Below are 26,109 nucleotides of genomic sequence, written 5' to 3' on the forward strand. Positions count from 1 at the left end.
AAAGCGCCACGGCCCTAGGGCCGTGGCTCCAACAAATTCAAGCCGCCATCTTTACCCCAGATATCGGCGATCGATACCTGCTGGCCGCTGCGACTGCTCTGCAGCGCGGCTATGCCGCAGAGAACCGACATTGCCCCTGCACGTGAGCCGGCGCGCTGCTTAAGCTCATCGTTCGGACCCGAGCGCAACAGCATGTTGCGCAGCCGGTCGTCGCCGCCATAGTGCCCGCCGGACGAATGCGGCACCCAAATGCGCTCGACATCGCCGAAATTCTTCATCACGACGATCTCGTCGGCCGGCGGCGTCGTCCAGTTCTGCTTCTCGTATTGCCTGAGCTCGATGCGGCCCTTGTGGCCGTTGAAAGCGATGTGATGTCCTTCGATCGGCATATAGGTATTCAGGGAATAGGAGACATTGACGCCGCTGCGATAGCGGATGGAGGCGACCATCGTATCGGGGATATCGATATCCTCCCGGAAAACGCAGGCATCGCGTAGATAGCCGTCGACGGTGGACGGCTCCTCATAGAGGCTTTCCAGCAGCGGCGTGGCGCTGATGTCGAGATAATAGTCGCACTCATCCTTGTACCGACAGGTACGACAGCGCTCGCCGCGGAATGGGCCTTTGCGGCCGTAGTGCTTGAGATCCGCGAAGGCGGCGACCGTTTCCGGATCGGAATCCAGATACCAGTTCAAAAGATCGAAATGATGCGTCGCCTTATGAACGAAGAGGCTGCCGGAATTTTCCGTGAAAGCATGCCAGCGGCGGAAGTAGTCGGCACCATGGCTGGTGTCGAGATACCAATGGAAATCGACTGACGTGATGTCGCCGATGACGCCCGAATTGATCAGCTCCTTGATCTTTGCCGAGGTCGGCGCAAAACGGTAGTTGAAGGAAATATCCAGCCGCTTGCCGGTGCGGACCTCGGCGTTGAGAATACGCTTAATCTTGTCGACGGTCGTCGTCATCGGCTTCTCGCTGATGACGTTGGCGCCCACCTCCATCGCCTTGACGATCAGATCGTCATGGGTGGAATCGCGGGTGCAGACGATGACGAGATCCGGTTTCTCGACACGTAACAGCTCGTCGAAATCCGTATAGATCGGCACCGATGCGCCGATATATTCCAGCGCCCGCTTCGCACGCATGGCATTGAGATCGCAGACGGCGACAAGCTCGACCTCCTCGCTCCAGCCCTCGACCAACTCCTTGCCCCACATGGTCGCCCCACGATTGCCCGTACCGACCAGAACGTAACGTTTCTTCGATGACTGCATCTGCTCCTCCAGACTCTGCAAACAGCGATGATGGGGCCACGACGGCCCTTCTTCGGCGGTTTGCCCCTCACCCCGACCCTCTCCCCGCTCGCGGGGAGAGAGCTAGGGTGGGGGGCCATGCTCGAGAGGACATCAAAATCCTCATGACCCTAACCAAAATCTTACGTCGGCGACCTCTCCATCGCCTTCCAGTCCGGCGCAACCGACGAACCAAGACCGACAGCGCCGATGACGGAGCCGATAGCGAGCTGTCCGGCCTCGATCCGCAGCCGCGTGCGGCCATTGCTGACGCGGTAGAGATCGGAATGCGCTTCGGCGAAGGCGCCCTGCTCGGCTTCTGGCGCGCCGGCCATGCCGTCGACATAGTGATGGCCGTTGCGCTCGATATGCGTCATGCCGATCAGCGATGCCAGCGCTAGGTCCTGCTGCACGGCAAGGCCGCCCTGCGTCGTCAGATCCTCCGCCGACATGAAATAGGGCATACAGTCCTCAGCACTCCATTTGGCGACACGCGCCCGGTTCAATAGCGAACGATAGAAACCCTTGCAGGATTTCGAGGAGATCCCGGTATAGCCGAGCCCCCTCGCCGTGACGAAAGCATCGATGTCGGCATCGGATTCGTCGATCTCCACTGGCTTGAAGGCGGCAAGTGCCTTCACCGGCTTCTCGAAGGCATGGGCGCGGGCAATCGGCTGCTCGACGAACAGGATCGACGCAGCAAACCGCGCCAGCCTGGGCTCCTCTTTCACGCGAGCCAGCAAATCGGCGACCGCTTCCGCAGATGAAAATTGTTCGTTGCCGTCAAGCGTCACGGAATAGGTAGGCACCTTGGCATCGATGACAGCAGCAACGCGGCAGAGACGATCGATATCGGCCTCGGGGACGCCGGAAACCTTGACCTTGAAGAAGGTCAGGCCATAGGCGTCGATCGCCTCCTCGAAACTCTCCGGCAGGCCGTCATTCAGACGCTCACTCGCTTGGATATCGCCAGGCACGATAGCATCGACCAGACCGACAGTGTGGCGGGCGGCAAGGCTTGCCGCCGGCTGCAATGTCGACAGGAAACCGGAGAGATCGAAGCCTGAGAGATCGCGCGCCGTGGATGCATCAATACCCGGACGGTTCTCCTTGATCGCCTGCGTAACCGTCAGCCCTTCAAGACGGCAGAGCGCATCGAGAATTGCTCGATTGGCAAGTGCCAAGCCGAAGGAGGCGACAAGCCCATTCAGCTTCTCAGCCGCTGCCCGAGCATGATGCGATGCTTCGACGGCCGCGTGTAGGCCGAAAGCCGTTCCCGCCCCTGCACTCCTTAGCGCATCAAGCGCCAGTGCCAGCGAACGGCGAAGCTGGTTTTCATTGTCGGCATTGGAAAGCGCGGGCGACTTGTCGAACCATTTCGGCACCATCAGTTCGGCCGCCATCCCCTCGACCGAGCGCCCAAACGTATCCTCGATACGCACGCGCAGAAAAACCTGCCGTGCCTCCCGCAAGGTCGCCGCTCCGAAGCGGAAGGGAAGCCGCAGCTTGACCGGGCGTTCGAATGTCTCGGCCTCGACAAGCCTGATTTTCAATGGATCGGTCATGATGCTAGTCTGCTCCTGTGATTTTCAGGCAAGTCTGTTCGTGTATGCGCCAGGTGCATGGCCCCTCATCCCAACCCTCTCCCCGCAGGCGGGGAGAGGGGGCTTTTCAATTCGTGCATCCCCCAGATCGAAAACAGCGAACCAGTTTGCACTGTCGCCCCCTATCCCCGTTTCAACGGGGCGAACGGCCATTCGGATAGTCGCAGAAGAAATTTTTCACATCGCCAGCCACGTCACACATTGTGGCCAATACACTTCACGATTTCTCCTCCGCTCCCTTTTCCCTTCGAAATCAGGGAAAGCAAATGTTTGGCCACCTAAGAAATGTAACTATATGGTTACAAGATCGCGCGATAGCTCCAGCCTTGTCAATCGTATTTTGAAAATTTCTCGAAGGCGTCGGAAGTCTCCGCACCCTCGAGCACTTTACGCCCGAATCGAAGCAAGCGTGACCGCAACGATGTGCTCTCCCCAGGCATTCAGCGCATCCGGCGCCGTCAGCTTGCGCGCGAAAATCGTCGACAACGTGTGGCGGTTCGACAGATAGAAGAAGCCGAGCGCTGCGATCGTGAGATAGACGGATATCGGATCGACGGCCGGCCGAAAAATGCCGAGCGCCTCCCCGCGACGCAGCACATCCGAAAGCTCGTCGATGAGATGGGAATGCATGACCGAGACTTTTTCGGAGCGGCGCAGATAATGCGCCTGGTGCAGGTTTTCCGTGGCAAGCAGGCTCAGAAACTCCGGATGCGCAAGAAAATGCTGCCAGGTGAAGAGAGCAAGCTCCCGCATTCCGTCTTCCGGATGGCGGTGAGCAAGATTGAGCTGCTTTTCGGCGTTACGGATCGTCGCATAGGTCGCCTCCAGCACGGCGAGATAGAGCCCCTCCTTATCGCCGAAATAGAGATAAAGCATACGCTTGTTGGTCTGCGCCCGCGCAGCGATCGCATCCACCCTGGCGCCGCCAAAGCCGTGCGCGGCAAATTCTTCCGTCGCCGCGTCGAGGATCGCCGCATGAGTGCGCTGCGGGTTGCGCGAGACCTTCCTCCGCCGCTTCCCCGCGGCCTCGGCGACATCCTCTTGTGCTGCATTTTCAGTCTGTTGCCTCGCTCTGCCCGCCATGGACGATCTCCTTCCCGGCCGGTACCTCTGCGATGGATGCCGACGGCTCCCGCATGCCCCGTTTTGATTGCAATGCGATTGGCGCTTGACAGCGGTCGCGTTTCTATCCAACTTGTAACCAAATAGTTATATGATGCAAAGCAGTTCGTAAATCATCGGTTCGCTGGGGAGGAGACCAGGATGACGTTGACGATCGACCGCCGGCAGATGCTTGCCGGCATGGCAGCCACACTAGCTTTCAGCAGTATCGGACTTTCCCGCGCCAATGCGGCAACCGCGATGCGCCTTCTTTGGTGGGGATCGAAGGAGCGTAGCGACCGCACATTTGCGGCGGTAAAGGCCTATCAGGCCAAGAACCCGGATGTCACCATCGCCGGTGAATCCTTCGGCTGGGACAGCTATTGGACGCGTCTCGCCACCCAGACCGGCGGCGGCAATGCCCCCGATCTCATCCAGATGGATTATCGCTACATCTTCGAATATGCCCGCCGCGGCGCGCTGCTCGACATGACGCCCTATCTCGGCAAGAGCCTGGCGATCGAGGATTTCGGCGCCGCCAACATCGATTCCGGCAAGGTCGACAACAAGATCTATGGCGTCAGCCTCGGCGTGAATTCCTCTATGGTCGTCGTCAATGCCGCGGCCTGGAAGGAAGCCGGTGTCGAACAGCCGCATGACGGCATCACCTGGGAAGAGCTCGGCGATGCCTGCGCTAAGGTGACGGCCGCCAAAAAGCGGCGCGGTTTCTACGGCACGGCCGACGCGAGTGGCCTGGAGCCCGCCTTCGAATGCTGGCTACGTCAGCGCGGCAAGGCGCTCTATACCGCCGACGGCAAACTGGCCTTCGAGGCCAAGGATGCGGCCGACTGGTTCGACTTCTGGGGCCATATGCGCAAGATCGGCGCCTGCGTGCCGGCTGATGCGCAGGCACTCGATCAACAGACCCTCGAAACCGATATGCTCGTAACGAAGAAGGCAGCTGTCAGCTACGCCCATTCCAACCAGTTCGTCGCCATTCAGGGCCTGGTCAAGGAAAAGCTCGATCTCGTCTCCTATCCGGCCAATGCTGATAGTAAACCGGGACAATATTTGAAACCCTCGATGCTGATGTCGGTTTCGGCAACCTCCCCGAACAAGGACGCCGCCGTCGCCTTCGTCAACTACCTGGTAGAAAATCCGGAGGGTGCCAAGACGCTCGGTGTCGAGCGCGGCGTTCCTCCTTCGCCGAAGATCCGTGATCTTCTCACTCCGGATCTGGATGCGGTCAGCAAGCAGGTCGTCGATTACATCGGCCGGCTGACGTCACATGTCGGGGCACTGCCGCCGTCTCCGCCGAACGGCGCCGGCGAGAATGCATTCCTGCTGAAGAAGATCGCCGAGGAAGCGGCCTTCGGCAAATCCAGCGTACAAGACGCTGGTGCGAAGTTCACCGAACAGGCAGCAGCAAACATTACGCGAGGCTGATACCGTGGGTACAAACAGCAAGAGCGTTGCCGGCGGCTTGGCCGTCGGCGCGCCCGCGCCGTTGCGCGTGGAAACCACCTATAAGGCGCCAAGCGCGTTCGCGCGCAACGCGCCTGGCTATCTCTTCCTTCTGCCGTGGTTCATCGGCTTCTTCGGACTGACCCTTGGGCCGGCCATCGCCTCGCTCTACCTGTCCTTCACTGACTACAATCTGCTCCAGTCGCCGAACCTCGTCGGCATCGACAATTACGTACGGATCGCGACGGCAGACGACAAATTCCTGTCGTCGATGAAGGTGACGCTGTTCTACGTCGTCTGTTCCGTGCCGCTGAAGCTGGCCTTCGCGCTTCTGGTGGCGCTGCTGCTGAACCGCGGCATCAAGGGCTTGCCGGTCTACCGTGCCATCTTCTATCTGCCGTCGCTGCTCGGCTCCAGCGTCGCCATCGCCGTGCTCTGGCGGCAGATCTTCGATGCCGACGGCATCGTCAACACCCTGCTGTGGTATGTCTTCGGCATCAACGGGCCGAGCTGGATCTCCAATCCGGATTATTCGCTCTATACGCTTGTGATCCTGGCCATCTGGCAGTTCGGCTCGCCGATGATTATCTTCCTCGCCGGCCTGCGCCAGATCCCGACTGATCTCTACGAGGCCGCCAGTCTCGATGGCGCCTCCAAGGCGCGGATTTTCTTCAAGATCACCCTGCCGCTTTTGACACCCGTCATCTTCTTCAATGCCGTGGTCCAGACGATCGACGCCTTCAAGGCTTTCACGCCGGCCTATGTGATTTCCTCCGGCACCGGCGGACCGATCGACTCGACGCTGTTCTATACGCTCTATCTCTATCAGGAAGCCTTCGGTTATTTCCGCATGGGCTATGCCGCAGCACTCGCCTGGGTCTTGGTGATCATCATCGCCATCTTCACCACCTTCTCCTTCCTCTCCGCTCGTTATTGGGTCCACTACGATGACTGACGCGAAGCTCACCTATTTTGCCGAGGACATGAAGCCGCCGCGCGAACGCCCGTGGTTCCTCTCCGTCCTCATCCATATCGCCCTCATCGCCGCATCGATCGTGATGCTCTATCCGCTGCTGTGGATGCTCTCCGGTTCGATCAAGGACCAGAACGAGATCTTTGGCACGGCATCGCTGATCCCCTCGCAATTTGATTTCAGCGCCTATGCCCGCGGCTGGTTCGGCGGGCAGGTCACTTTCGGCAAATTCGTCTGGAATTCCGCCGTCATCGCCGTGCTTTCGGTCATCGGCAACGTGATTTCCTGCTCGCTGGCGGCCTATGCCTTCGCCCGGCTGAATTTCTGGGGCAAGAATTTCTGGTTCGCCCTGATGCTGGGCACGCTGATGCTGCCCTATCACGTCACGCTGATCCCGCAATATATCCTCTTCCTCAAGCTCGGCTGGGTGAAGACGATGCTGCCGCTCGTCGTGCCGAAATTCCTTGCGGTCGACGCCTTCTTCATCTTCCTGATGGTGCAGTTCTTCCGCGGCATTCCCCGCGAACTGGACGAGGCTGCCATGATGGACGGTTGCAGCGCGTGGCGTATCTACTGGCGCATCATGCTGCCGCTGTCGCTGCCGGTGCTGGCAACGGCCGCCATCTTCTCCTTCATCTGGACCTGGGACGATTTCTTTGGGCCGCTGATCTATCTCTCCGACATTAATACCTACACGGTACAGCTCGGCTTGCGCTCCTTCGTCGACTCCACCGGAAGTTCCGATTGGAGCAGCCTGTTTGCCATGTCGAGCCTGTCGCTGATCCCGGTCTTCCTGATCTTCCTGTTCTTCCAGAGGCTGCTGATCGACGGCATCGCGACCGCCGGCCTCAAACGCTGATTATAAACTCTGCAGTCCCAAGCACCCGAGATTTGGGATTGCAATCAAGGAAACCCACTGAAAGGAAATGTCGCATGAGCGCGCTGCGCTTTGCCGCCATCGGCCTCAATCACGATCACATCTACGGCCAAGTCAACGTCATGCTGCGGGCCGGCGCCGAACTCGTCGCCTTCCATGCGGTGGAGGACGACCTCGCTGCCGTCTTCGCCGGGCGCTTTCCACAAGCGAAACGCGTCGCCGACAAAAGGGAAATCCTCGAGGATCGCTCCATCGCGCTCATCGTCAGCGCCGCCATTTCCAGCGAACGGTCGGGCCTTGCCATCGAGGCCATGCGCCACGGCAAGGACGTGATGCTCGACAAGCCCGGCATGGTGACGCTGGATCAGCTTGCGGACGTCCGAACGGTGCAGGCCGAGACCAAGCGCATTGTCTCCATTCTCTATTCCGAGCATTTCGAGACGGCATCGACCGTCAAGGCCGGCGAGCTGGTGAAAGCCGGCGCCATCGGCAAGGTCATCCACACGACGGGCCTTGGGCCGCACCGGCTGCGCAAGCCGACCCGGCCGGACTGGTTCTTCGACCGCAAGCGCTACGGCGGCATCATCACCGACATCGCCTCGCATCAATGCGAGCAGTTCCTGTTCTTTGCCGGCTCGCTGGAAGCCGAGGTGCTGTCGGCGACGGTGTCCAACCGCGCCAACCCCGATACGCCCGGCCTGCAGGACTATGGCGATTTTCACCTGCGCACGCCTGACGTCACCGGCTATGTCCGTGTCGACTGGTTCACGCCGGATGGTCTTTCCACCTGGGGCGACGGCCGTCTCTTCATCGTCGGCACCGAAGGCACGATCGAGCTGCGCAAATATATCGACGTCGCCGGCCGGCCCGGCACGGATCATCTCTTCCTCACCGACCGCAAGGGCATGCAGCATATCGACTGCACCGGCTTCCACCTGCCCTACGGCCGCCAGCTTGCCGCCGACATAAGAGACCGCACCGAAACGGCGATGGGCCAGGAACATTGCTTCAAGGCCATGGAGCTGGCGCTGAAGGCGCAGGCGCTCGCCGAGGCAACATCGCTCAACAGCATTCAGAGGTAATTGCGATATGTCCGACGTAAAGAAAGTCGCGATCATCGGTCTCGGCATCGGCCGCTCCCACATCGTTGAAGGCTATCTGCCTCACTCTGATCGTTTCGAAGTTGCCGCTCTCTGCGATCTGAACGAGGAGCGCCTGAACGCGGTCGGCGACGAATTCGGCATCGGCAAGCGCCTCAAGGATTTCTCCGAAGTCCTGAACATGCCCGATATCGACATCATCGATATCTGCACGCCGCCCGGCTCGCATTTCCAGCTCATCATGCAGGCGCTTGCGGCCGGCAAGCATGTAGTCTGCGAGAAGCCGCTCGTCGGCTCGCTCGCCGATGTCGACGCCGTCATCGCGGCGGAGAAGACCTCTAAGGGCCGGCTGATGCCGATCTTCCAGTATCGCTACGGCGACGGCATCCAGAAGGCCAAACGCATCATCGACGCCGGCATCGCCGGCAAGCCCTATGTCGCGACTTCGGAAACGCACTGGGTCCGCGGCGCCGACTACTATGCGGTCCCCTGGCGCGGCAAGTGGGACACCGAGCTTGGCGGCGTGCTGATGACGCACTCCATCCATCTGCATGACATGCTGACCTATCTGATGGGGCCGATCGCGGGTCTCTTCGGCCGTGTCGCCACTCGCGTCAACGACATCGAGGTGGAGGATTGCGCCAGCGCTAGCCTGCTGATGGAAAACGGCGCGCTCGCCACCATCAGCGCCACGCTCGGCTCGCAGGAGCAGATCAGCCGCCTGCGCCTCTGCTTCGAAAACGTCTTGATCGAGAGCAATCACGAGCCCTACAGCCCGGGCCAGGATCCCTGGAAGATCGTTCCGGCCAATGACGAAGTTGCGGCAAAGATCGATGCGCTGCTCGACGGCTGGTCGCCGATCCCGATCCGCTTCAACACGCAGATGAAACTGTTCCACGGAGCGCTGGTATCGGGCGGACCGTTGCCGGTGACGACAGTCGATGCCCGCCAGGCCTTGGAACTGGTGACGGCATTCTACGAATCGTCGGAAACGCGCACCGAAGTCCGCTTCCCAGTCGGCCCGGAAAGCGCAAAATACAAGAGCTGGAGGCCGACATGAGTGTTGCCCCGCGAGCCATCAGAACCAACAAGGAGGAAGCGCCCATGGCGACAAGCGTATCGCTGCAGAAGGTTATCAAGCGCTATGGCGAGCTTCAGGTGGTTCACGGGATCGACCTGGAAATCGAGCCGGGCGAATTTACCGTCTTCGTCGGCCCCTCCGGCTGCGGCAAGTCCACGCTGCTGCGCATGATCGCCGGGCTGGAACCGATTTCCGGCGGCGGGCTCTATCTCGACGGCAGCCGCATGAACGATGTCCCCGCCTCCAAGCGCGGCATTGCCATGGTGTTCCAGTCCTATGCGCTCTACCCGCATATGAGCGTCTACAAGAACCTTGCCTTCGGCCTCGAAACCGCCGGCATGAAGAAGCATGAGATCCAGCCGCGCGTCGAAAAGGCGGCCGAGGTTCTGCAGATCACGCAGCTGCTGCAGCGCAAGCCGAAGCAGCTTTCCGGCGGTCAGCGCCAGCGCGTCGCCATCGGCCGCGCCATCGTGCGCGAACCGAATATCTTCCTCTTCGACGAGCCACTCTCGAACCTCGATGCGGAACTGCGCGTGCAGATGCGCGTCGAGATCGCCCGCCTGCACCAGCGGCTCGGCAACACCATGATCTACGTGACCCACGACCAGACCGAAGCCATGACCATGGCCGATAAGATCGTCGTGCTCAATGGCGGCAAGATCGAGCAGGTGGGCGCACCGCTCGACCTCTACAACAAGCCTAAGAACAAGTTCGTCGCCGGCTTCATCGGCTCGCCGAAGATGAACTTCCTCGACGCTAAGATCGTTGCCTCAGACGACGGCTCCGCCGTCATCGATCTTGCCGGCCAGACGGTGCGCCTGCCGCGTCGGCTGGGCGGCCTCCAGCCGGGGCAGCCCGTCACCCTCGGCGCCCGTCCGGAGCATCTGAATGTCGGCGATCGCGGTCTGTCGCTCGGCAATGCCCGTGTCGATCTCGTCGAGCATCTGGGCGGCCAGACGATCCTTTATGTCACCCTACATGGCGGCCAGGCGCTGACGATCGCGTTGGAAGATCAACAGGCGATCCGCGCCGGAGAAACGGTCAGTATCCATATCGATCCCGAGCGCTGCCATCTGTTCGGGCCGGATGGGGTGACGCTGTAGGAGGATTGTTGACGCGGATGGGGCCCATCTCGCCCGCCGAGGGCGAGACAAATCAGCGCTCGCCGCACCTTGATCAGATTTCAACGATCCGCCGGCTGCCGATCGTGCGGATCTGGCCCGTTGGAATGGCATCGGCCGAGATGCCGTCCCGCCGGTGCAGCCGAAGCCGCCTGCTGCCGGGCGCGAGATGGAACCAGTCATCCTCAGCCCGGTAGGCTTCCAAATCGATCTGCACCGATTGCGCCAGCCGATCGGCGCTCAGATCGAGGAACCAGTCTTCACCCTCCTGAACCGCCAATGCCGTGATCTCGGCATCGTGAAACGCTTTGGTGCGTCCAAGCGGGAAGTAAAAGGCCTGGGCGATCATCGCGCCGGTCGCTGGCGCCGTCAGACGTGCCACGGTGACATCATGCGACGGCGGCCCGAAGCGGAAAGCGTAGGTCGTATCGAAGAAAGCGCCGAAAAGATCAGTGCAGGCTATCTTTTGTTTGCCGCGCGCTTCGACCACCAGGTCGCGCCCGCCTCCCACGACAATCTGACGGCCGTCGCGCAGGCAGGAGACCTCGAGCGTCAGATCGAGCGCGGCATCGCTTTCGTTGACGATGTGCACGTCGAGACCATTGGTGCCCTCGTCCATCAACAACACTTGAACCGGCCTGAAGGCGCGGCGCAGCCCATACCAGACCGGCTTCGGCTCGCCGGTCGAATCGATCACACCCCAGCCGGCGCCGGGAAGCAGGTCCTGCAGCGTCCAGACAAGCGCGCCGTTGCAGCCGGAGCCCTGGCGGCGCCACTCGGCATAGGTCTCTTCGGCCACCTCGCCGGTCACAGCCCGCGAAAGGTTGAGATAGAGATCGGGATCTTCCCGCCGCAAACGGTTGGGCTCGAAGCCATAAATCTCCTGAAGATAATAATCGCGCACGTCCTCGAAATCCCAGGATGCTCCGCGATCGCGCGGCACGCGCTCCTTCCATAGCGGGCTATGGACAGCGGGAACCGGCAGATGCCGGCCGAGCGTGCGGGCTTGCGGCACATGCGCGAAAGCCAGGCTTTCGGCGGCAAATCGGACGTCGGCACGGCGCGCATCGGCGAGCGGCCGCATATAGGCACCGACGCCATAATAATGCGTGACGCCGGCATTCGGCGAAAAAGGCATGGCGCCGCCGGAGGGCGAATTGACGACATAAGGCACATCGGGACGAAGCGACTGCACCAGCGGAGGGATGATCTCCTCGACAACAGGGCTTTGCCAGAACTGTTCGGGCAGGCCCATCATGGCGGCCTGCTGGTGAATCTCGCTGCCGCCGCAAAGCACCGCCAGCGAAGGCGACAGGCGCGTGCGGCTCAAAAGCTGCGAAACCTCCGTTTCGACATGGGCACTGAAGACCTTGTCGTTCTTCGGATAGTCGAAATTGGCGAACATGAAATCCTGCCAGACCAGCAGGCCCAGTTCGCCGCAGAGGCGGAAGAACTCCGGCGCTTCATAGGCCATTGTGCCGCCGATGCGGATCATGTTCATGCCGGCCTCGGCCGCCAGCCGCAGCCAGGGTTCGTAATCCTCGCGACCACCGGGCAAGCGCACGATATCGGCCGTGGTCCACACCGCGCCCCGGCAGAAAATCCGCTCACCATTGACGATCAGCGCGAAATCCTGCCCGTCGGCACCGCGATCGACCGACAGCCGGCGAAAACCGGTCTGCCCGAGCGCGTGCTCGACACCATCGACGATGAGCGTGACATCGTGAAGCTGCGGCACACCATGCGTATGCGGCCACCACGGTACCACATCGGGAATTTTCAGGATTGCGGTATAGCGACCGGCACCATCCTTCTCGAACGCCTGCTCAGTCTCCCCGCATTTCAGCACCAGATCTTCGACATCGCCCTCAATCGAAAGCGAAGCATAGAGCCTGCCCTCACCGTTCTCGAGCAGGTCAGGCCGCAAGGAGAGATCGCGAATGACGCGCGCGCGCGGCCGCAACAGCGAAATCGGCCGCCACGGGCCGACGGCCTGAACCTCCGGGCACCAGCCTGGCATATGGCCGAGCAGCGTCGTGCGCACCATGCGCAGACCTTGCGGCGTAATCATCTGCGGCCGCCAGCGGGCGCGAGGTCCCGGCGCGGAGAGCTTCGGTTCCAAGGCACGGAAGCAGAGGGCCAGCTCGTCGCCGCCAAGCAGGGTGACCTCGACGTCATGGGCCTCGAACATGCTTTCGGAAACGAGGATTTGCTGGCCGTTCAGGAAGACTTCGCAGAGCGTCGCCAGCCCTTCCAGCCGCAAAACCGCCTCTCCGGCCTCGGCATCCACCAGACGGCAGATGTACCAGGCATCATGGTCGTGAAGAGGCTCATGCTTCGTCCGGTCCAAACGCCCGACCTTTTCCAAGGCTTCAGCCACCGTGCCTGGCACCGGTGCAGGAATGAAGCCTGACGTCAGCGGCACATCAGAAGGCGAGTCGCAGGTGCCCGCATCCGTCAACACCAGATTCCAACCTTCGCTCAGCTGCATTCCGCCGCCGAGATCCGCCAAGCGCCCGCCCATGACATCTTCCGGGGAATGTCCCCGCCCCAATATTTTCAGAAATGACCCAGCCGTATCGCGATCGAACGGAAGCAGGTCAAAGCTTCCGTTCGAGCTCGCCCATCATGGCATCCCATGCATCGGCAGCCGGATCAAGGGCTGTGCGCAACGGCTCGAATTTCTTGCGCGTGATGGCGCGGGCAAGCTGGAACTGCACCGACTTCGCCATCTCGGAAATTTTCCGCGCCTCTCCCGCCGCATCGGACAAATCTGCCGAGAGCCAATCGAAGTGGCTGCCGGCCAGCTCGAAATTTGCGCCGAGCTGACGCAGCGTGTTGAAGGCATATTTATGGAAGAAGCCGAAAGGCCGTTCCGCAACCCCTTCCACCTGCACGGGGAAGACCTCTGCAAAGGCACGGATCGGGTTGGCCTTCGGGCGACGGCGGAAATGGAAGGACAGGAGCTGCTGTGCGGTCTGGCGGATCGCGGCTTCGCCCGGCGCCTTCTCAGGAAACTTGGCAAATTCCGTATAGGGCAGGAAGGGCAAGTCCTCATCCGTCAGATGCAGCTGGAACAGCCCGTCGAAATCCTCCCCCGACAGCTGGAAGAACCCGCCATTGTGGAAATAGTCGAGCGTGCGGCCCGCCATATCAAGCCGGTTGATCGCCACCGTCGTCTTGCCGTGTTCGCGGCGATAGCCGACGCCTTGCGTATCCGGCATGAAGAAGGAATCCATTTCCACCAGGCAGAGCCGGCCGCGGCCGATCTGCTCGGCGAAATGGTTCTGGACCTTGTCGTAGATCGCAAGCTCGGTGCAGCGCACACCATAGAGCGCTTCCAGATCTTCGAGCGGCACCTTGAAGAAGGTGAACTGGTCACCCTCGAAATCCTGTGTCACAGTGAAACCAAGCATGGCTTCCGGCGGCAATTTCAGACTTGAGAGCACCTCGATCCAGAGATCGATGTAGCAGTTCGTCTCGGGCCACATGCGCTCGCTATCGTGCAACGCATGCGGCTTGTAGGCGGTGGGGTCCAGTCCCTGAAATACGGCAGCCATGGAAGCGATCAGCCCCACAGCGCCTTGCGCACGCTCTCGGGCCATTCCTTGACGTCGAGACCGTGAGTATGGAACAGCGCCAGCGCAATGCGCTCTAGGCCGAAGCCGACGCAGGCCGTGTGCACGACGCCGCCGTCGGCAAAGTTCAGGCCCCACTTCGTGCCGAAGGCATCCTGATGGTAGTTGAAGCTCATGCAGGCGGTCGGCTTGGCGACAGAGGTGATCGGGATCAGCAGTTCGAACTTCAGGTTCTGGTCGCGCTGGTTGTTGGCAAGCATCTTGCCGGCGCGGCCGAAGAAGGGGTCGTTAGCGACGTCGATGGTCACGTCGAGACCGACGGCCTTCATCATCTCGACGCCGCGGTCCATCCAGCTCTGACGGAAATCCGTCACATGCTTTTCGCTACCCATGCAGACATATTCGCGCATGCGGAAGAGCTGCTGGCGGGCCGGATCCTTGGAGGGCTCGTGGCGGAAGCAATAGGACTGCAGATCATAGAGCGCGCCGTTTTCCGGAATCGCGCCGCGCTTGGCAACCGTCGGATAGAGCGGATAGCAGGCAGCCGGCGTCAGCACGATGTCGGTCGCCTGCTGGTCTTTCGTCCAGTCGTCGCCGACTTCCATGCACTTCAACAGGCTCATATGGTCGAGCTCGTTGCCGCAGAAGCTGTGCACCGTGCCGGCAAGCTGCGGGAAGCTCTTCATGTAGCCGCTCGTTTCGAAGAAAGCGCGGTTCATGCCGGGCGGAAAGCGGATGGCTTCGGCGCCATCGGCGCCGCCGAACTTGTCGATCAGACGCTCGAAGGCGGAAATGACGTCTTCGAACTGGCCGCTGCGGCCGTAGAGACCGTCAACGCCAGTGTCGATCAGAAGGCCGGATTCGAAAAGGCGATCGAGAAACGAGGTTTGCATATCCATGACGGTTACCCCAACAGGCTGGTATCTTGTTTGTGGACGAGCAGCATGGTCGACGTATTGCCGAGGATGCGGTCGTTCGAGATCATCAATTGCGCCGAGTGCGCGTCGCGCAGGTGGCGGCCGAGGCTGTAGGGCGTACCGTTCTTGTAGCCCATGATGCCGCAGATCAGCATCGCGTGGTTGATGATCGGCAGGATCATCTCCGAGGATGCGATCTTGACGTTGTTCATCGCCACGGCAAAACCCATCGACGACAGCCGATCGGCATCGAGCTTCGCCTCTTCATAGGCCTTCAGCCCGGCAACCACATTGGACTTCACCATCTGCAGCATGCTGGAGGCTTCGGCGAGACGCAGCGCGCCGGGCGGCGGCGCACCGGGAGACTTGCGGGCGGCGGCCCGCACGAACGCCTGCGCGCGGGAAACCGCATCGGCGGCTATGCCGTACCAGACGCCACTCCAAAGCAGATGCGAGCTCGCCAGCATCGATTGCGCGGCAATCTCGGCAAACGGCTTCGGCAGGATCTGCTTAGCCGGCGCTTCGCCCTTGAACAGGAAGCCATCGGAGCAGGTTCCGCGCATGCCGAGCGTATTCCACTCGACCGTGCGCTTGATGTCGTATTGGTCCTTGAGGAAGCAGGTCAGCACCTGGTCGGACGAAGCAGCATCGGCATGGCTGCGCGAGGTGATCAGAATGGCGTCGGCATGGGCGCCATAGGAGATGACGGTCGCGTCCTTTTCGAGATAACAGGTATCGCCCTCGACCTTGATGGCGCAAATGCTGTTGCGCAGATTGCCGCCGATCCCGCCTTCAGTCGTCGCCGAGGCCAGTAGCAGCTGCTCGCTTGAGATACGGCGCATGAAGTCGCGGTGCCATTCACTATCGGCGCCGTGCTCGACCAGGCTCGAAAGCTTGATGTGATGCATGGCAAAAACCATCGCGCTCGCCGCACATACCTGACCAAGGATCGAGCACAGCTCGGCGATCTCGGTGATCGAAGCACCCTCACCGCCAAGTGCGGTGGGGATCTGGATGGAAAGCAGCTTCTCGGCGCGCATCGCGTCGACAGCTTCCAGCGGGAACCGGCCCTCGGCATCGACGGCATCGGCGTGTTGGCTGGCGATCGCTGCGACGCGTGCGGCGCGCACTGCCGCTCCCTCGCCCGTCCCAACCTCAATTAGAGCGACCGCCGCAGTCATCAGGCGACCTTTCTGCCGTCCAGGATCAAGCCGACGGTTCTTTCGATCGCGGCGATGCTGGCGAAGGACTTGCGGTTCAACAGATTGTCGGGAAACTCGATGTCGAATGCCTCTTCGATGCCAAGCATCAATTGTACGGAGGCGAACGAGGACAATCCCGTCGCGTAGAGATCGGCATCGTCTTCAATCTGATCGATAGCAACGGGAAGTGCACCGAATTTGGCCAGCAAATCGCGAATCGTCTTGTTCATAGTCTAGTCCCTTCTGGCAATTGCAAGCATAACCGCAGTTACGCAGTCTTATTGTTCGCCAAGAAGTAACAGGCAAAATAGAACATTCCGCTAATCGACGTGGTAAATGCAACTGACTTACACTTCGTAGGAAAAGTCTATATTTGATATTTATCCGATTGGAGTTTACCACGCGTAAAGCATGCAACTTGCCGTTTACGCACAAATATTCATAATTCCTAATATTTTGTTCCGGTAGCTCTTGGAGAGGACGCTGCCCGCAATAAGGTTAACGCGCCAACTCGCCACTACGTTTTATTCGAAAAATCTCATAACAATCTTAGCGTCAGTGCAAGCGTAAGGTAAAAGGGCCGAATCTAGGCCTCGGGCGGATAGATATGATCGCCGCCGCGATAATCCGAAACCGAATAGCAGCCTTCGCTCAGCTGGCGAACCGAACTTGCGCCGATATCCGCCTTGCCATAGCCGCCTGGAATATCGAGTATATAAGTGGGCTGGCAAAGGCCAGAGATGCGCCCGCGCAGGGCTGCAACGATCGCCTGCCCTTCCGCGATCGTCATGCGAAAATGGCTGGTGCCGGGGGCAAGATCGGGATGATGCAGATAGTAGGGCTTCACCCGCGTTTCGACGAAAGCCTTCATCAAAGCCGCCAGCACGTCGGGATCGTCGTTGACGCCCTTCAGGAGCACCGACTGGCTGACCAGCACGATCCCGGCATTGACGAGCCGCGCGCAGGCAGCCCGCGCCTCATCCGTCAGCTCCCGAGGATGGTTGGCATGCAGAGCCACATAAACGGTCTTGCCGCTGGCCTTCAGCGCCGCGATCAATGCCGCGTCGATCTTTGCCGGATCGACGACAGGAACGCGCGTATGGAATCGAACGATCTTCACATGGTCGATACTGGTGAGCTGTCCCAGGATTTCTTCCAGCCGCCGCGGTGAGAGAACCAGCGGATCGCCGCCAGTTAGGATGACCTCCCAGATCTCGTCGTGATCGCGGATATAGGCAAAGGCGCCGTCCAGCGCATCGCCATCCAGCGTTCCTAGCCCCTGCGGCCCGACCATCTCGCGGCGGAAACAAAAGCGGCAATAGACCGGGCAGACATGCACGGCCTTCAGCAGTACGCGATCGGGATAGCGATGGACGATGCCTTCGACCGGACTATGTGCGTGATCGCCGATCGGATCGGCGCGCTCCTCGGGGGTGACAAACAACTCGGCCGCATCGGGCACGAACTGCCGGGCGATGGGATCGGCCGGATCGGCTGGGTCGATCAAGCGCATGACGGCCGGTGTCAGAGCCACCGCATAGCGCTCGGCCACAGCCTCCAGCTCGATCGCCTGATCGGCATCGATCAGTCCGGCGCGCTCCAGTTCACCGATGTTGCGGATCGGACGCATCGAATTCATGCGTCGTACTCCGCGACCGGCGCCCACAGCACCTGTTCGATCCGTGAGGCACCGGTTGCCAGCATAACGAGCCGGTCAAAGCCGAGCGCGATGCCGCTCGCCGCCGGCATGACGGCAAGCGCCGCCAAAAAATCCTCATCCAGCGGATAGGTCTCGCCATAGACGCGCTGCTTTTCCGCCATTTCGATCTCGAACCGGCGGCGCTGCTCCTTGGCATTGGTGAGTTCGCCAAAGGCATTGGCAAGCTCGACGCCGCAGGCATAGAGCTCGAAACGCTCGGCAACGCGATGATCTCCAGCCGATGGCCGGGCCAGTGCCGCCTCGGAGACGGGATATTCGTCGAGGATCGTGGCGCGGCCGAAGCCAAGATTAGGTTCGACCTTCTCGACCAGTACTCGGCTGAAAAGATCGGGCCAAAGATCGTCGTCTGCAACGCGAATGCCCGCCCGACGCATGTCCGCTGCCAGGCGCTCGCGATCCGTCGATCCATCGAGACCGATGGATGCGAAGAGGTCGATGCCGGCATACCGCTCGAAGGCGGCTGCCACGCTGATGCGCTCGGGCAGCAGGAACGGATCGACCTCGGCGCCGCGATAGCTGAATTTCTTCGCCCCCACCGTCTCGGCCGCAAGTCCCAGCAGCGCGGCACAATCGGCCATCAGAATCTCATAGCTCTCGTCGGCCCGGTACCATTCCAGCATGGTGAATTCCGGATGATGCAGCGGCCCGCGCTCGCGGTTGCGGTAGACATGGGCAAAGCAGGCGATGCGCTCTTCGCCGGCCGCAAGCAGTTTCTTGCAGGCAAATTCGGGCGACGTATGAAGATAGAGAGGCAATACTCTGCCGTCCGTCGTCAGCGCTTCGGTCTCGAAAGCATGCAGATGCGCCTCGTTGCCGGGCGATACCTGCAGCGTCGCCGTATCGACCTCGATGAAATCGTTGCTCGCAAAGAACATGCGCATCGCCGCCTGGATCGCGTTGCGCCCAATGAGGAACGGCCGCCGATCCGCGTGCACATTGCGGGTCCACCAGGGGGACGCTTTGCTCGTCGTTGGCTTCATTCCTAGCTTTCTTCGGGGCGCAAGCCGCGTTGGGGGTGGCAATTTCCATTGATTTAGGGTAGTTGCGCCCCCAAGCAAACAATTGCTGCGTCTCGGAGAGCATTTCGACAGTCCCTCTACGACGCAAAACGCAGCGTTACAAGGAAGTCTTATGGTCAAGGTCATCGCCTCTTCGGTCCGCAAGGGCAACGTTCTCGACGTCGACGGCAAGCTCTACGTCGTTCTCACCGCCGCGAACTTTCATCCGGGCAAGGGTACGCCGGTCACCCAGGTCGACATGCGCCGCATCGTCGACGGCGTGAAGGTCTCCGAGCGCTGGCGCACCACCGAGCAGGTCGAGCGCGCCTTCGTCGAAGACGTGAACTTCCAGTACCTCTATGAAGATGGCGAAGGCTTCCACTTCATGAACCCCGCCAACTACGACCAGGTCGTCGTCGATGTTGACACTATGGGCGACCAGAAGGCCTACCTGCAGGAAGGCATGACCTGCATCCTGTCGATCCACGAAGGCATTCCGCTGGCGCTCGAACTGCCGCGCCACGTCACGCTGGAGATCACCGAGACCGAACCGGTCGTCAAGGGCCAGACGGCCTCCTCCTCCTACAAGCCTGCGATGCTGTCGAACGGCGTACGCACCATGGTACCGCCGCACATCAACGCCGGCACCCGCGTCGTCATCGCCACGGAAGACAATTCCTACGTCGAGCGCGCCAAGGACTGAGCCTCAACCTCTTGCTTGCATGAAAACGCCTCGTCCTTGGACGGGGCGTTTTTCGTTTCGAGCGAATTGAAGCCACACCAGCGTCGCCAACGCCTAGAAGATCGCGCTATCGCGTATTGGCTTTCTTCTCGTTCTTCTGGCCCGCATCGGCGGCTTCGGAAGGTGTGTCTATGGCGATACTGTGCTCCTGCTGGGCAAGAGCCTGCATATGCAGGAGGCGCGGCGACAGCGCGTGCATATAAGCATCGGAACGGCCGATATAGATCATGGTCACATCGGCGAGGTCGGCCAGCATGGCGCAGGCCTGCGCTTGAACTTCAGCTTCAAGCCCTTCAAAGGCATCATCAAGGATGATCCATTTCGGCTTCGCCAGCAGCAGATGCGCAAAGCCGACGGCCTTCTGTTCCTCGGTATCCAGCAAGCGATCCCAGCGGGCTTGCGTGTCGAGGCGGCTCTTCAAGCGGCCGAGGCCTACTTTGTCCATGACGGCATCGACGGCGGCATCGTCATAGGCATCCGTATCGTCCGGGAAACAGATTGCCTCCCTGAGTGTACCGGTCGGCACATAGGGCGTGTGCGGCACGAACAACATGTCTTCCATCGGCGGCAGGCTGACCGTTCCGGCACCGCTATACCATTGATGCGCCAACACCTCGAACAGCAATCTCCGGTTCACGCCATGGTCGCCGTTGATCATGATGTGCTCGCCGGCATTGATCGTGACCGTGCCCTCGGCAATCCGGAAGCCGTTCTCGGTGGCCTCGTCACTTGTCTTCGTCGATACCTCCAGGTCGGTCCACACCATGGTACCGGGGGCCGCCTTGTCGAAGAGGAGGGTATGCGGCATCGGAGTCTTGTCGTCCATCTCCGTCAGGGCCTGCCGAAAGTCGGTGACGCGCATCAACGTCGCACGCCATTCTGCGATGGGTCCGAAATTGGCAACATACCAACGCAGGGCCGAATTCACTTGGTTGAATGCGCCGACCGCCACCATGAGCTGGCCGAAGGTGAGCCCGCCGGAGAAATAGGCGGGTGCCGCCACCAGGATCGGGATGATCAGCACCAGCCAACCATAGCCTGCGGAAACCCAGGTGAGGTTGGTATTGGCGATCGCGAGCTGGCGGATGACGGCAAGCACGGCGGAAATATCGAGATTGATCCGCCGGCGCTCGTTCTCCTCGCCCCCGGCAATGGTGATCGCCGGCATATGCTCGTTGGCATGCATGAGCGCGAAGCGCAGCTCGGCTTCCTTGGAATAGCGGTCGGCATTCAGCCGCACCAGGCGACGGCCGACGAATTGACTAAGGAAGGATGCCGAGCCGGCATAGAGGATCGCCGCCCAAACCATATAGCCCGGGATGGAGAAGCTCGCGCCCTTGAAATGGAAGACCATGCCGCTCGACAGCTCCCAGAGCACGCCGATGAAGCTCAAAAGCAGGATTGTCGCCTGTACCAGACCGATAGCGAGGCCGGTCGTGCTCTCTGCGAGATTGCGGGCATCCTCGTGCAGACGCTGGTCGGGATTGACGCCGATCAGACCGGAGGAAGCAAGGCGAAGCGCGCGCTTGGCCTGCAGCCACTGGTTCACCAGATCTCTCGCCAGTCCCTCGCGCATGTAGAGCGCCGTCATCTGGTTCAGCCAGGCCTGGATGACGTTGAGAACCAGAAGCGAGCCGGCGATCATGCCGAAGACGCCGAGCTGGTGGAAGAAGGCGGAGATATCGCGCCGCGCCAACGAATCGTAGAAGGGAGCGTTCCAGCTGTTCAGCAGCACCTGAACGTAGGCGGTGACCATGATAATTGCGAAGAGCGCAACGGTAAGCGAAATGATCTTGATGCGGACCGGCGAATTCCAGAACGCCGAGAACATCATCCGCAGCCGAAAGAAAAGGCTGAAATCGTACCCGACCTGCTCGTTGCCTTGCATATTCGGCTTGGCTTGCGCTTCAACTGCCATCAGCACTTCCCTGCGACGCACATCCCCTCAATTAATCATGACCCACCCTCATGTCCATCCTCGTGGCAGACCGGTGTGCGATCACGTTCCTATATACACGTTTTCGCGTCTTGAACCGAATTAGGTCAGCAATTAGCTTGCAGCTGAAAGATTGAGAAAGCCCACCAATGCAATTTCAGGGAACTGCGGACTACATTGCCGACAAGGATCTAATGGTTGCCGTCAATGCCGCCATCCGGCTGGAGCGCCCGCTCCTCGTCAAAGGCGAACCCGGCACGGGCAAGACCGAACTCGCCCGCCAGGTCGCGACAGCACTCGAGCTCGAACTCATCGAATGGAACGTCAAATCGACGACGAAGGCCCAGCAGGGACTCTACGAATATGATGCCGTTTCGCGTCTGCGCGACAGCCAGCTCGGCGACATCAGAGTTCACGATGTCCGCAACTATATCAGACGGGGCAAGCTTTGGCAGGCCTTTACCTCGCAGAAGAAGTGCGTGCTGCTGATCGACGAGATCGACAAGGCCGACATCGAGTTTCCAAACGATCTGCTGCAGGAACTCGATCGCATGGAGTTCTATGTCTACGAGACGGGCGAAACTATCCAGGCCGCCCTCCGCCCGATCGTCATCATCACGTCAAACAATGAGAAGGAACTGCCGGACGCCTTTCTGCGCCGCTGCTTCTTCCACTATATCCGCTTCCCCGACATGGAGACGCTGGCGCGCATCGTCGAGGTTCACTATCCCGGCATCAAGCAGGCGCTCGTGCATGCGGCGCTAACGCAATTCTTCGAAATCCGCGATGTGCCGGGCCTGAAGAAGAAGCCCTCGACCTCCGAAGCCCTTGATTGGATCCGCCTTCTGGTCGCCGACGATGTCGATCCCGGCACGCTGCGCGCCGATGCGAAGAATGCGCTACCGAAGCTGCATGGCGCATTGCTGAAGAATGAGCAGGACGTCCACCTTTTCGAGCGGCTGGCCTTCATGGCGCGTGGACAAGGCAGGTAATGCAACCGGATGCCATCAAAGTATTGATTTATGCCGTACGGGACGACGATCTGCTTGTTTTCGACGAGCCGGATTTTCCGATGATCGAGCCATAGGTGCCAGGTGGTACGGTCGAGGATGGCGAAGATCTGGCGCTCGCAGCCGCGCGCGAATTCGAGGAGGAAACGGGCCTCAGTTCCGGCATTCTGCATAAGCTGGGCGTGCAGGACTACCACTTTGTGCGGGAGGGACGCGCCTATCATCATCGGCGGCACTACTTCTGCTGCAATCTGCCGGAAACGGTGCCCGACACTTGGCGCCATTTCGAGATGACACCGTTTGGCGGGGGCGAACCGATCTGCTTCCGGTTCTTCTGGATCTCCGTAGCAGAAGCGCATCAACGCCTCGGCTATGGAATGCATGCGCTTCTTGAACATCTGTAAGCGGCAACTGACATCAGAACACGGCCGCTAGCTTCGCGAAGCTTGCCCATTGACCCGCCGCATTGGCAGGTTTATGCATTTCTCCTCGTGGTGATTTGGCCGGCCGGCTTGCAGCCACGTTAAATAAGTCGCTAAAGGGCCGCGTGCGGACCGGTAGCGATTCTTATCGCGGCCGGTTTTTTTGTATTTGGTCGAGTGGAAACAATGCCCATCAAAATTCCCGATACCCTGCCCGCGTTTGAAACCCTCCAGAACGAGGGTGTGCGGGTGATGACCGAAACGGTGGCGTTCCGTCAGGATATCCGCCCCCTTCAGATCGGGCTCCTCAACCTCATGCCGAACAAGATCAAGACCGAGGTCCAGATGGCGCGCCTGGTCGGCGCATCGCCGCTGCAGGTCGAGTTTTCGCTGGTACGCATCGGCGCGCACAAGGCCAAGAACACCTCCGAGGAGCATCTGCTCTCCTTCTACCGGACCTGGGATGAAGTGAAGCACCGCAAGTTCGACGGTTTCATCATCACCGGCGCGCCGATCGAGCTGCTCGAATACGAAGATGTGACCTACTGGGACGAAATGCAGCAGATCTTCGAGTGGACGGCCACCAACGTCCATTCGACGCTCAACGTCTGCTGGGGCGCAATGGCGGCGATCTATCACTTCCACAAGGTGCCGAAATATACGCTGAAGGAAAAGGCGTTCGGGGTGTACCGCCACCAGAACCTGAAGCCCTCCTCCGTCTATCTCAACGGCTTTTCCGACGATTTCGCCGTGCCGGTCTCGCGCTGGACGGAGGTGAAGCGCGCCGACATCGAGAAGGTGCCTAGCCTGCAGATCCTGATGGATTCGAGCGAGATGGGCGTCTGCCTCGTACACGAACAGGCCTGCAACCGGCTCTACATGTTCAATCACGTGGAGTATGATTCCACTTCGCTGGCGGACGAGTATTTCAGGGATGTGAATGCGGGCGTGCCGATCAAGATGCCGCACAACTACTTCCCGCACAACGACCCGGAAATCCCCCCGCAGAACCGGTGGCGCAGCCACGCACACCTGTTCTTCGGCAACTGGATCAACGAGATCTACCAAACCACGCCGTATGATGTGGAGGAGATCGGCCAGGAAAGGACTTGAGGCTTGTTCATTCCCTTCTTCCTGAAGCTGAAGGAAGCGAAGGTTCCGGTAACGCTCCGGGAGTTCCTGTCGCTGCTTGAGGGAATGGAAGAAGGAATTGCCGACTATGACGTCGAGGCCTTCTACTATCTGGCGCGCACGACGCTGATCAAGGACGAGCGCTTCATCGATCGCTTCGACCAGATCTTTGCCGACTATTTCCGGGGCGTCGAGGCGATCGGCGGCAATGCTGATGTGGTCGAAGCGACCGAAATTCCCGAAGAATGGCTGCGCAAGCTCGCCGAACGGCATCTAACCGACGAGGAGAGAAAGGAAATCGAGGCGCTCGGCGGCTTCGACAAGCTGATAGAGACCCTGCGCGAGCGGCTGGCCGAACAGAAGGGCCGGCATCAGGGCGGCTCGAAATGGATCGGCACGGCAGGCACCTCACCCTTCGGCGCCTACGGCTATAACCCGGAAGGCGTGCGCATCGGCCAGGAAACATCCCGCCATCGGCGCGCGGTCAAGGTCTGGGATCGCCGCGACTTCCAGAATCTCGACGATAGCGTCGAGCTCGGCACCCGCAACATCAAGGTGGCGCTGAAGCGCCTGCGCCGCTGGGTGCGCGAGGGTGCCGCCGAAGAACTAGATCTTTCCGGCACCATCCGCTCCACCGCCGAGCATGGCTACCTCGACGTCCAGACTCGGCCGGAGCGCCGCAACGCCGTCAAGCTGCTGATGTTCTTCGATGTTGGCGGCTCGATGGACGACCACATCCGCGTGGTCGAAGAGCTGTTTTCCGCCGCCCGATCAGAGTTTCGCCACATGGAATATTTCTACTTCCACAACTGCCTCTACGAAGGCGTGTGGAAGGACAATCGCCGCCGGCGCGTCGATATCACTGCAACAACCGATCTCATCCACACCTTCGGTTCCGATTATCGCGTCGTCTTCGTCGGCGATGCATCGATGAGCCCCTACGAAATCAACCATCCGGGCGGCTCGGTGGAGCACTGGAACAAGGAATCGGGCGAGGCCTGGCTCGCCCGCATGACCGGCCATTTCCGCAAATGCATCTGGCTCAATCCCGTGCCGGAAAACTATTGGGGTTATACGACCTCGATCTCCATCATCCGCCGCCTGATGAGCGACCGCATGTATCCTTTGACCCTCGGCGGCCTGGAAAAAGCGACGCGGGAATTGTCGCGCTGAGCATTGCCTTTGCTCGATGACTTTGGCGTTGCCGCCGCCGCACCTGGGAATGTCTATGCGCCTGCCTTGCGATAAGCTGCAACGAAGAGCCAGATTGCCGAAAGCAGAAAGTAGAATGCGCCGAACGCCACATAGGGGGTGATGTCCAGGATCGTCGGCGCTGCCGTGCCAAGCGATCGGCTGATCATGAATCCACCGGCAAGGGCCGACTGGGCGCCACTTAGGATCATCACCCATTGTGCGCCATAATGGCGCCAACGCCTTACTGCCGTGTATAGCTGCAGCAGACCAGAAAAGATCGCCCAAATCCCGAACACCGCCAAAACAGCATAGGTGCTGCTGCTGACCGCCGCGATCACGGCAAGCGCGGTGATCGTGCTGACGACTACATTCAACGCTTGGGAAGAGTTGGCTTTCAGACCGCCGTTTACTCGTGCGTCAACCAGGTTGGCGAGGGCGTCCCACGCCGGGTAGATCACAAGCAAAAATGCGATGGCACCAGGCTGCCCCCGTAGAAGAATGGCAGCGGCAATCCAGGCGACGGAGAAAAGCGCACGTACGAAATAATAGGATCGCAGCCAGCTGGACTGACTCAAAGAGTTGCTTGACATCGGTAGGCTCCAAGTTGAAATCTACCTACTAGTAGGAAGATAAAATTGGCAAA

The 26,109-nt window shown here is 60.3% G+C and carries 23 protein-coding genes and 1 riboswitch; of the genes, 11 read left to right on the forward strand and 12 right to left on the reverse strand.

Translation table 11 applies throughout. The features are described from left to right. Window positions 1-14 precede the first annotated feature (14 nt). From QD409_RS20510 to QD409_RS20520, 3 genes are all read right to left on the reverse strand, one after another. Window positions 15-1,277, reverse strand: coding sequence for a Gfo/Idh/MocA family protein (locus tag QD409_RS20510; protein ID WP_430763530.1), 1,263 nt, complete (start codon window positions 1,275-1,277; stop codon window positions 15-17). Window positions 1,278-1,438: 161 nt separating this feature from the next. Further along, a complete protein-coding gene (locus QD409_RS20515; RefSeq protein WP_430763531.1) occupies window positions 1,439-2,860 on the reverse strand; it encodes a mandelate racemase in 1,422 nt (473 codons plus the stop codon). Window positions 2,861-3,286: 426 nt separating this feature from the next. Then, entirely contained in the window at window positions 3,287-3,982 is a 696-nt protein-coding gene (locus tag QD409_RS20520; RefSeq protein ID WP_430763532.1) for a TetR/AcrR family transcriptional regulator, read from the reverse strand. Between the two features lie 180 nt (window positions 3,983-4,162). Here QD409_RS20520 and QD409_RS20525 point away from each other — a divergent pair, with 180 nt between their 5' ends. The 6 genes from QD409_RS20525 to QD409_RS20550 all read left to right on the forward strand — a co-directional run bounded on the left by QD409_RS20525 (window position 4,163) and on the right by QD409_RS20550 (window position 10,598). After that, window positions 4,163-5,446 (forward strand): ABC transporter substrate-binding protein, encoded by a 1,284-nt coding sequence (locus QD409_RS20525; protein ID WP_430763533.1) that lies wholly within the window; start codon window positions 4,163-4,165, stop codon window positions 5,444-5,446. Window positions 5,447-5,483: 37 nt separating this feature from the next. Next, window positions 5,484-6,419: a carbohydrate ABC transporter permease gene (locus QD409_RS20530; protein ID WP_430763562.1), complete on the forward strand. Its 936-nt coding sequence runs from the start codon at window positions 5,484-5,486 to the stop codon at window positions 6,417-6,419. 28 nt (window positions 6,420-6,447) lie between these two features. After that, window positions 6,448-7,296 carry a carbohydrate ABC transporter permease gene (locus QD409_RS20535; protein WP_245298003.1) on the forward strand — a complete coding sequence of 283 codons (849 nt, stop codon included), beginning with the start codon at window positions 6,448-6,450 and terminating at the stop codon, window positions 7,294-7,296. A 74-nt stretch (window positions 7,297-7,370) separates the two neighbouring features. Continuing rightward, window positions 7,371-8,396 carry a Gfo/Idh/MocA family protein gene (locus QD409_RS20540; protein WP_430763534.1) on the forward strand — a complete coding sequence of 342 codons (1,026 nt, stop codon included), beginning with the start codon at window positions 7,371-7,373 and terminating at the stop codon, window positions 8,394-8,396. A 7-nt stretch (window positions 8,397-8,403) separates the two neighbouring features. Then, complete coding sequence (locus QD409_RS20545; RefSeq protein WP_430763535.1) at window positions 8,404-9,474, forward strand: Gfo/Idh/MocA family protein; 1,071 nt, start codon at window positions 8,404-8,406, stop codon at window positions 9,472-9,474. Between the two features lie 44 nt (window positions 9,475-9,518). Beyond that, window positions 9,519-10,598, forward strand: a complete 1,080-nt coding sequence (locus QD409_RS20550) for an ABC transporter ATP-binding protein (RefSeq protein WP_092848327.1) — start codon at window positions 9,519-9,521, stop codon at window positions 10,596-10,598. Window positions 10,599-10,671: 73 nt separating this feature from the next. Here QD409_RS20550 and QD409_RS20555 read toward each other — a convergent pair whose 3' ends face one another. The 7 genes from QD409_RS20555 to epmA form a co-directional block, all read right to left on the reverse strand. Further along, on the reverse strand, window positions 10,672-13,140 hold the full coding sequence (locus QD409_RS20555) for a glycoside hydrolase family 2 protein (protein WP_430763536.1): 2,469 nt from the start codon (window positions 13,138-13,140) through the stop codon (window positions 10,672-10,674). 76 nt (window positions 13,141-13,216) lie between these two features. Continuing rightward, the gene (locus QD409_RS20560) at window positions 13,217-14,176 is read right to left on the reverse strand and encodes a DUF1839 family protein (RefSeq protein ID WP_430763537.1); all 960 of its coding nucleotides are present in this window, start codon (window positions 14,174-14,176) and stop codon (window positions 13,217-13,219) included. 8 nt (window positions 14,177-14,184) lie between these two features. Next, a complete protein-coding gene (locus QD409_RS20565; protein WP_430763538.1) occupies window positions 14,185-15,093 on the reverse strand; it encodes an amino acid--[acyl-carrier-protein] ligase in 909 nt (302 codons plus the stop codon). 5 nt (window positions 15,094-15,098) lie between these two features. Further along, window positions 15,099-16,292 (reverse strand): acyl-CoA dehydrogenase family protein, encoded by a 1,194-nt coding sequence (locus QD409_RS20570; RefSeq protein WP_430763539.1) that lies wholly within the window; start codon window positions 16,290-16,292, stop codon window positions 15,099-15,101. After that, the gene (locus QD409_RS20575) at window positions 16,292-16,543 is read right to left on the reverse strand and encodes an acyl carrier protein (RefSeq protein ID WP_092848096.1); all 252 of its coding nucleotides are present in this window, start codon (window positions 16,541-16,543) and stop codon (window positions 16,292-16,294) included. Before QD409_RS20575 ends, QD409_RS20570 begins: the two co-directional genes overlap by 1 nt. Window positions 16,544-16,899: 356 nt before the next feature. Further along, window positions 16,900-17,952: a lysine-2,3-aminomutase-like protein gene (locus QD409_RS20580; RefSeq protein WP_430763540.1), complete on the reverse strand. Its 1,053-nt coding sequence runs from the start codon at window positions 17,950-17,952 to the stop codon at window positions 16,900-16,902. Beyond that, entirely contained in the window at window positions 17,949-19,013 is a 1,065-nt protein-coding gene (gene epmA, locus QD409_RS20585; protein ID WP_430763541.1) for an EF-P lysine aminoacylase EpmA, read from the reverse strand. Before epmA ends, QD409_RS20580 begins: the two co-directional genes overlap by 4 nt. Before the next feature lie 151 nt (window positions 19,014-19,164). Between epmA and efp the strand changes: the two genes are divergently transcribed. Continuing rightward, entirely contained in the window at window positions 19,165-19,734 is a 570-nt protein-coding gene (efp, locus tag QD409_RS20590) for an elongation factor P (protein ID WP_430763542.1), read from the forward strand. Between the two features lie 106 nt (window positions 19,735-19,840). Here efp and QD409_RS20595 read toward each other — a convergent pair whose 3' ends face one another. Further along, a complete protein-coding gene (locus QD409_RS20595) occupies window positions 19,841-21,691 on the reverse strand; it encodes an ABC transporter ATP-binding protein/permease (RefSeq protein ID WP_430763543.1) in 1,851 nt (616 codons plus the stop codon). 167 nt (window positions 21,692-21,858) lie between these two features. On the opposite strand from QD409_RS20595, the gene QD409_RS20600 reads away from it, so the two are divergent. The 4 genes from QD409_RS20600 to QD409_RS20615 all read left to right on the forward strand — a co-directional run bounded on the left by QD409_RS20600 (window position 21,859) and on the right by QD409_RS20615 (window position 25,445). Then, window positions 21,859-22,701 (forward strand): AAA family ATPase, encoded by an 843-nt coding sequence (locus QD409_RS20600; protein WP_430763544.1) that lies wholly within the window; start codon window positions 21,859-21,861, stop codon window positions 22,699-22,701. Between the two features lie 95 nt (window positions 22,702-22,796). Then, complete coding sequence (locus tag QD409_RS20605; protein ID WP_430763545.1) at window positions 22,797-23,123, forward strand: NUDIX domain-containing protein; 327 nt, start codon at window positions 22,797-22,799, stop codon at window positions 23,121-23,123. A 77-nt stretch (window positions 23,124-23,200) separates the two neighbouring features. Beyond that, window positions 23,201-23,278, forward strand: a riboswitch (SAM riboswitch). A gap of 49 nt (window positions 23,279-23,327) precedes the next feature. Further along, the gene (metA, locus tag QD409_RS20610) at window positions 23,328-24,254 is read left to right on the forward strand and encodes a homoserine O-acetyltransferase MetA (RefSeq protein WP_430763546.1); all 927 of its coding nucleotides are present in this window, start codon (window positions 23,328-23,330) and stop codon (window positions 24,252-24,254) included. Window positions 24,255-24,257: 3 nt separating this feature from the next. After that, window positions 24,258-25,445: a vWA domain-containing protein gene (locus tag QD409_RS20615; RefSeq protein ID WP_430763547.1), complete on the forward strand. Its 1,188-nt coding sequence runs from the start codon at window positions 24,258-24,260 to the stop codon at window positions 25,443-25,445. Between the two features lie 53 nt (window positions 25,446-25,498). Here QD409_RS20615 and QD409_RS20620 read toward each other — a convergent pair whose 3' ends face one another. Further along, entirely contained in the window at window positions 25,499-26,056 is a 558-nt protein-coding gene (locus QD409_RS20620; protein WP_430763548.1) for a DUF308 domain-containing protein, read from the reverse strand. Window positions 26,057-26,109 lie beyond the last annotated feature (53 nt).

The organism is Rhizobium sp. BR 315 (assembly GCF_050577975.1).
GTDB classification, from domain to species: Bacteria; Pseudomonadota; Alphaproteobacteria; order Rhizobiales; family Rhizobiaceae; genus Rhizobium; species Rhizobium miluonense.

Excerpts from the sequence above, each read along its gene's own strand:
- QD409_RS20540 (WP_430763534.1), top strand. The coding sequence starts at position 7,371 with ATGAGCGCGCTGCGCTTTGCCGCCATCGGCCTCAATCACGATCACATC.
- QD409_RS20580 (WP_430763540.1), bottom strand. The coding sequence starts at position 17,952 with ATGAATTCGATGCGTCCGATCCGCAACATCGGTGAACTGGAGCGCGCC.
- QD409_RS20520 (WP_430763532.1), bottom strand. The coding sequence starts at position 3,982 with ATGGCGGGCAGAGCGAGGCAACAGACTGAAAATGCAGCACAAGAGGAT.
- QD409_RS20525 (WP_430763533.1), top strand. The coding sequence starts at position 4,163 with ATGACGTTGACGATCGACCGCCGGCAGATGCTTGCCGGCATGGCAGCC.
- QD409_RS20570 (WP_430763539.1), bottom strand. The coding sequence starts at position 16,292 with ATGACTGCGGCGGTCGCTCTAATTGAGGTTGGGACGGGCGAGGGAGCG.
- QD409_RS20575 (WP_092848096.1), bottom strand. The coding sequence starts at position 16,543 with ATGAACAAGACGATTCGCGATTTGCTGGCCAAATTCGGTGCACTTCCC.
- metA (WP_430763546.1), top strand. The coding sequence starts at position 23,328 with ATGCCCATCAAAATTCCCGATACCCTGCCCGCGTTTGAAACCCTCCAG.
- QD409_RS20550 (WP_092848327.1), top strand. The coding sequence starts at position 9,519 with ATGGCGACAAGCGTATCGCTGCAGAAGGTTATCAAGCGCTATGGCGAG.
- QD409_RS20510 (WP_430763530.1), bottom strand. The coding sequence starts at position 1,277 with ATGCAGTCATCGAAGAAACGTTACGTTCTGGTCGGTACGGGCAATCGT.
- QD409_RS20600 (WP_430763544.1), top strand. The coding sequence starts at position 21,859 with ATGCAATTTCAGGGAACTGCGGACTACATTGCCGACAAGGATCTAATG.
- efp (WP_430763542.1), top strand. The coding sequence starts at position 19,165 with ATGGTCAAGGTCATCGCCTCTTCGGTCCGCAAGGGCAACGTTCTCGAC.
- QD409_RS20565 (WP_430763538.1), bottom strand. The coding sequence starts at position 15,093 with ATGGATATGCAAACCTCGTTTCTCGATCGCCTTTTCGAATCCGGCCTT.
- QD409_RS20620 (WP_430763548.1), bottom strand. The coding sequence starts at position 26,056 with ATGTCAAGCAACTCTTTGAGTCAGTCCAGCTGGCTGCGATCCTATTAT.
- QD409_RS20515 (WP_430763531.1), bottom strand. The coding sequence starts at position 2,860 with ATGACCGATCCATTGAAAATCAGGCTTGTCGAGGCCGAGACATTCGAA.
- epmA (WP_430763541.1), bottom strand. The coding sequence starts at position 19,013 with ATGAAGCCAACGACGAGCAAAGCGTCCCCCTGGTGGACCCGCAATGTG.
- QD409_RS20560 (WP_430763537.1), bottom strand. The coding sequence starts at position 14,176 with ATGGCTGCCGTATTTCAGGGACTGGACCCCACCGCCTACAAGCCGCAT.
- QD409_RS20555 (WP_430763536.1), bottom strand. The coding sequence starts at position 13,140 with ATGGGCGGGCGCTTGGCGGATCTCGGCGGCGGAATGCAGCTGAGCGAA.
- QD409_RS20535 (WP_245298003.1), top strand. The coding sequence starts at position 6,448 with ATGAAGCCGCCGCGCGAACGCCCGTGGTTCCTCTCCGTCCTCATCCAT.
- QD409_RS20595 (WP_430763543.1), bottom strand. The coding sequence starts at position 21,691 with ATGGCAGTTGAAGCGCAAGCCAAGCCGAATATGCAAGGCAACGAGCAG.
- QD409_RS20545 (WP_430763535.1), top strand. The coding sequence starts at position 8,404 with ATGTCCGACGTAAAGAAAGTCGCGATCATCGGTCTCGGCATCGGCCGC.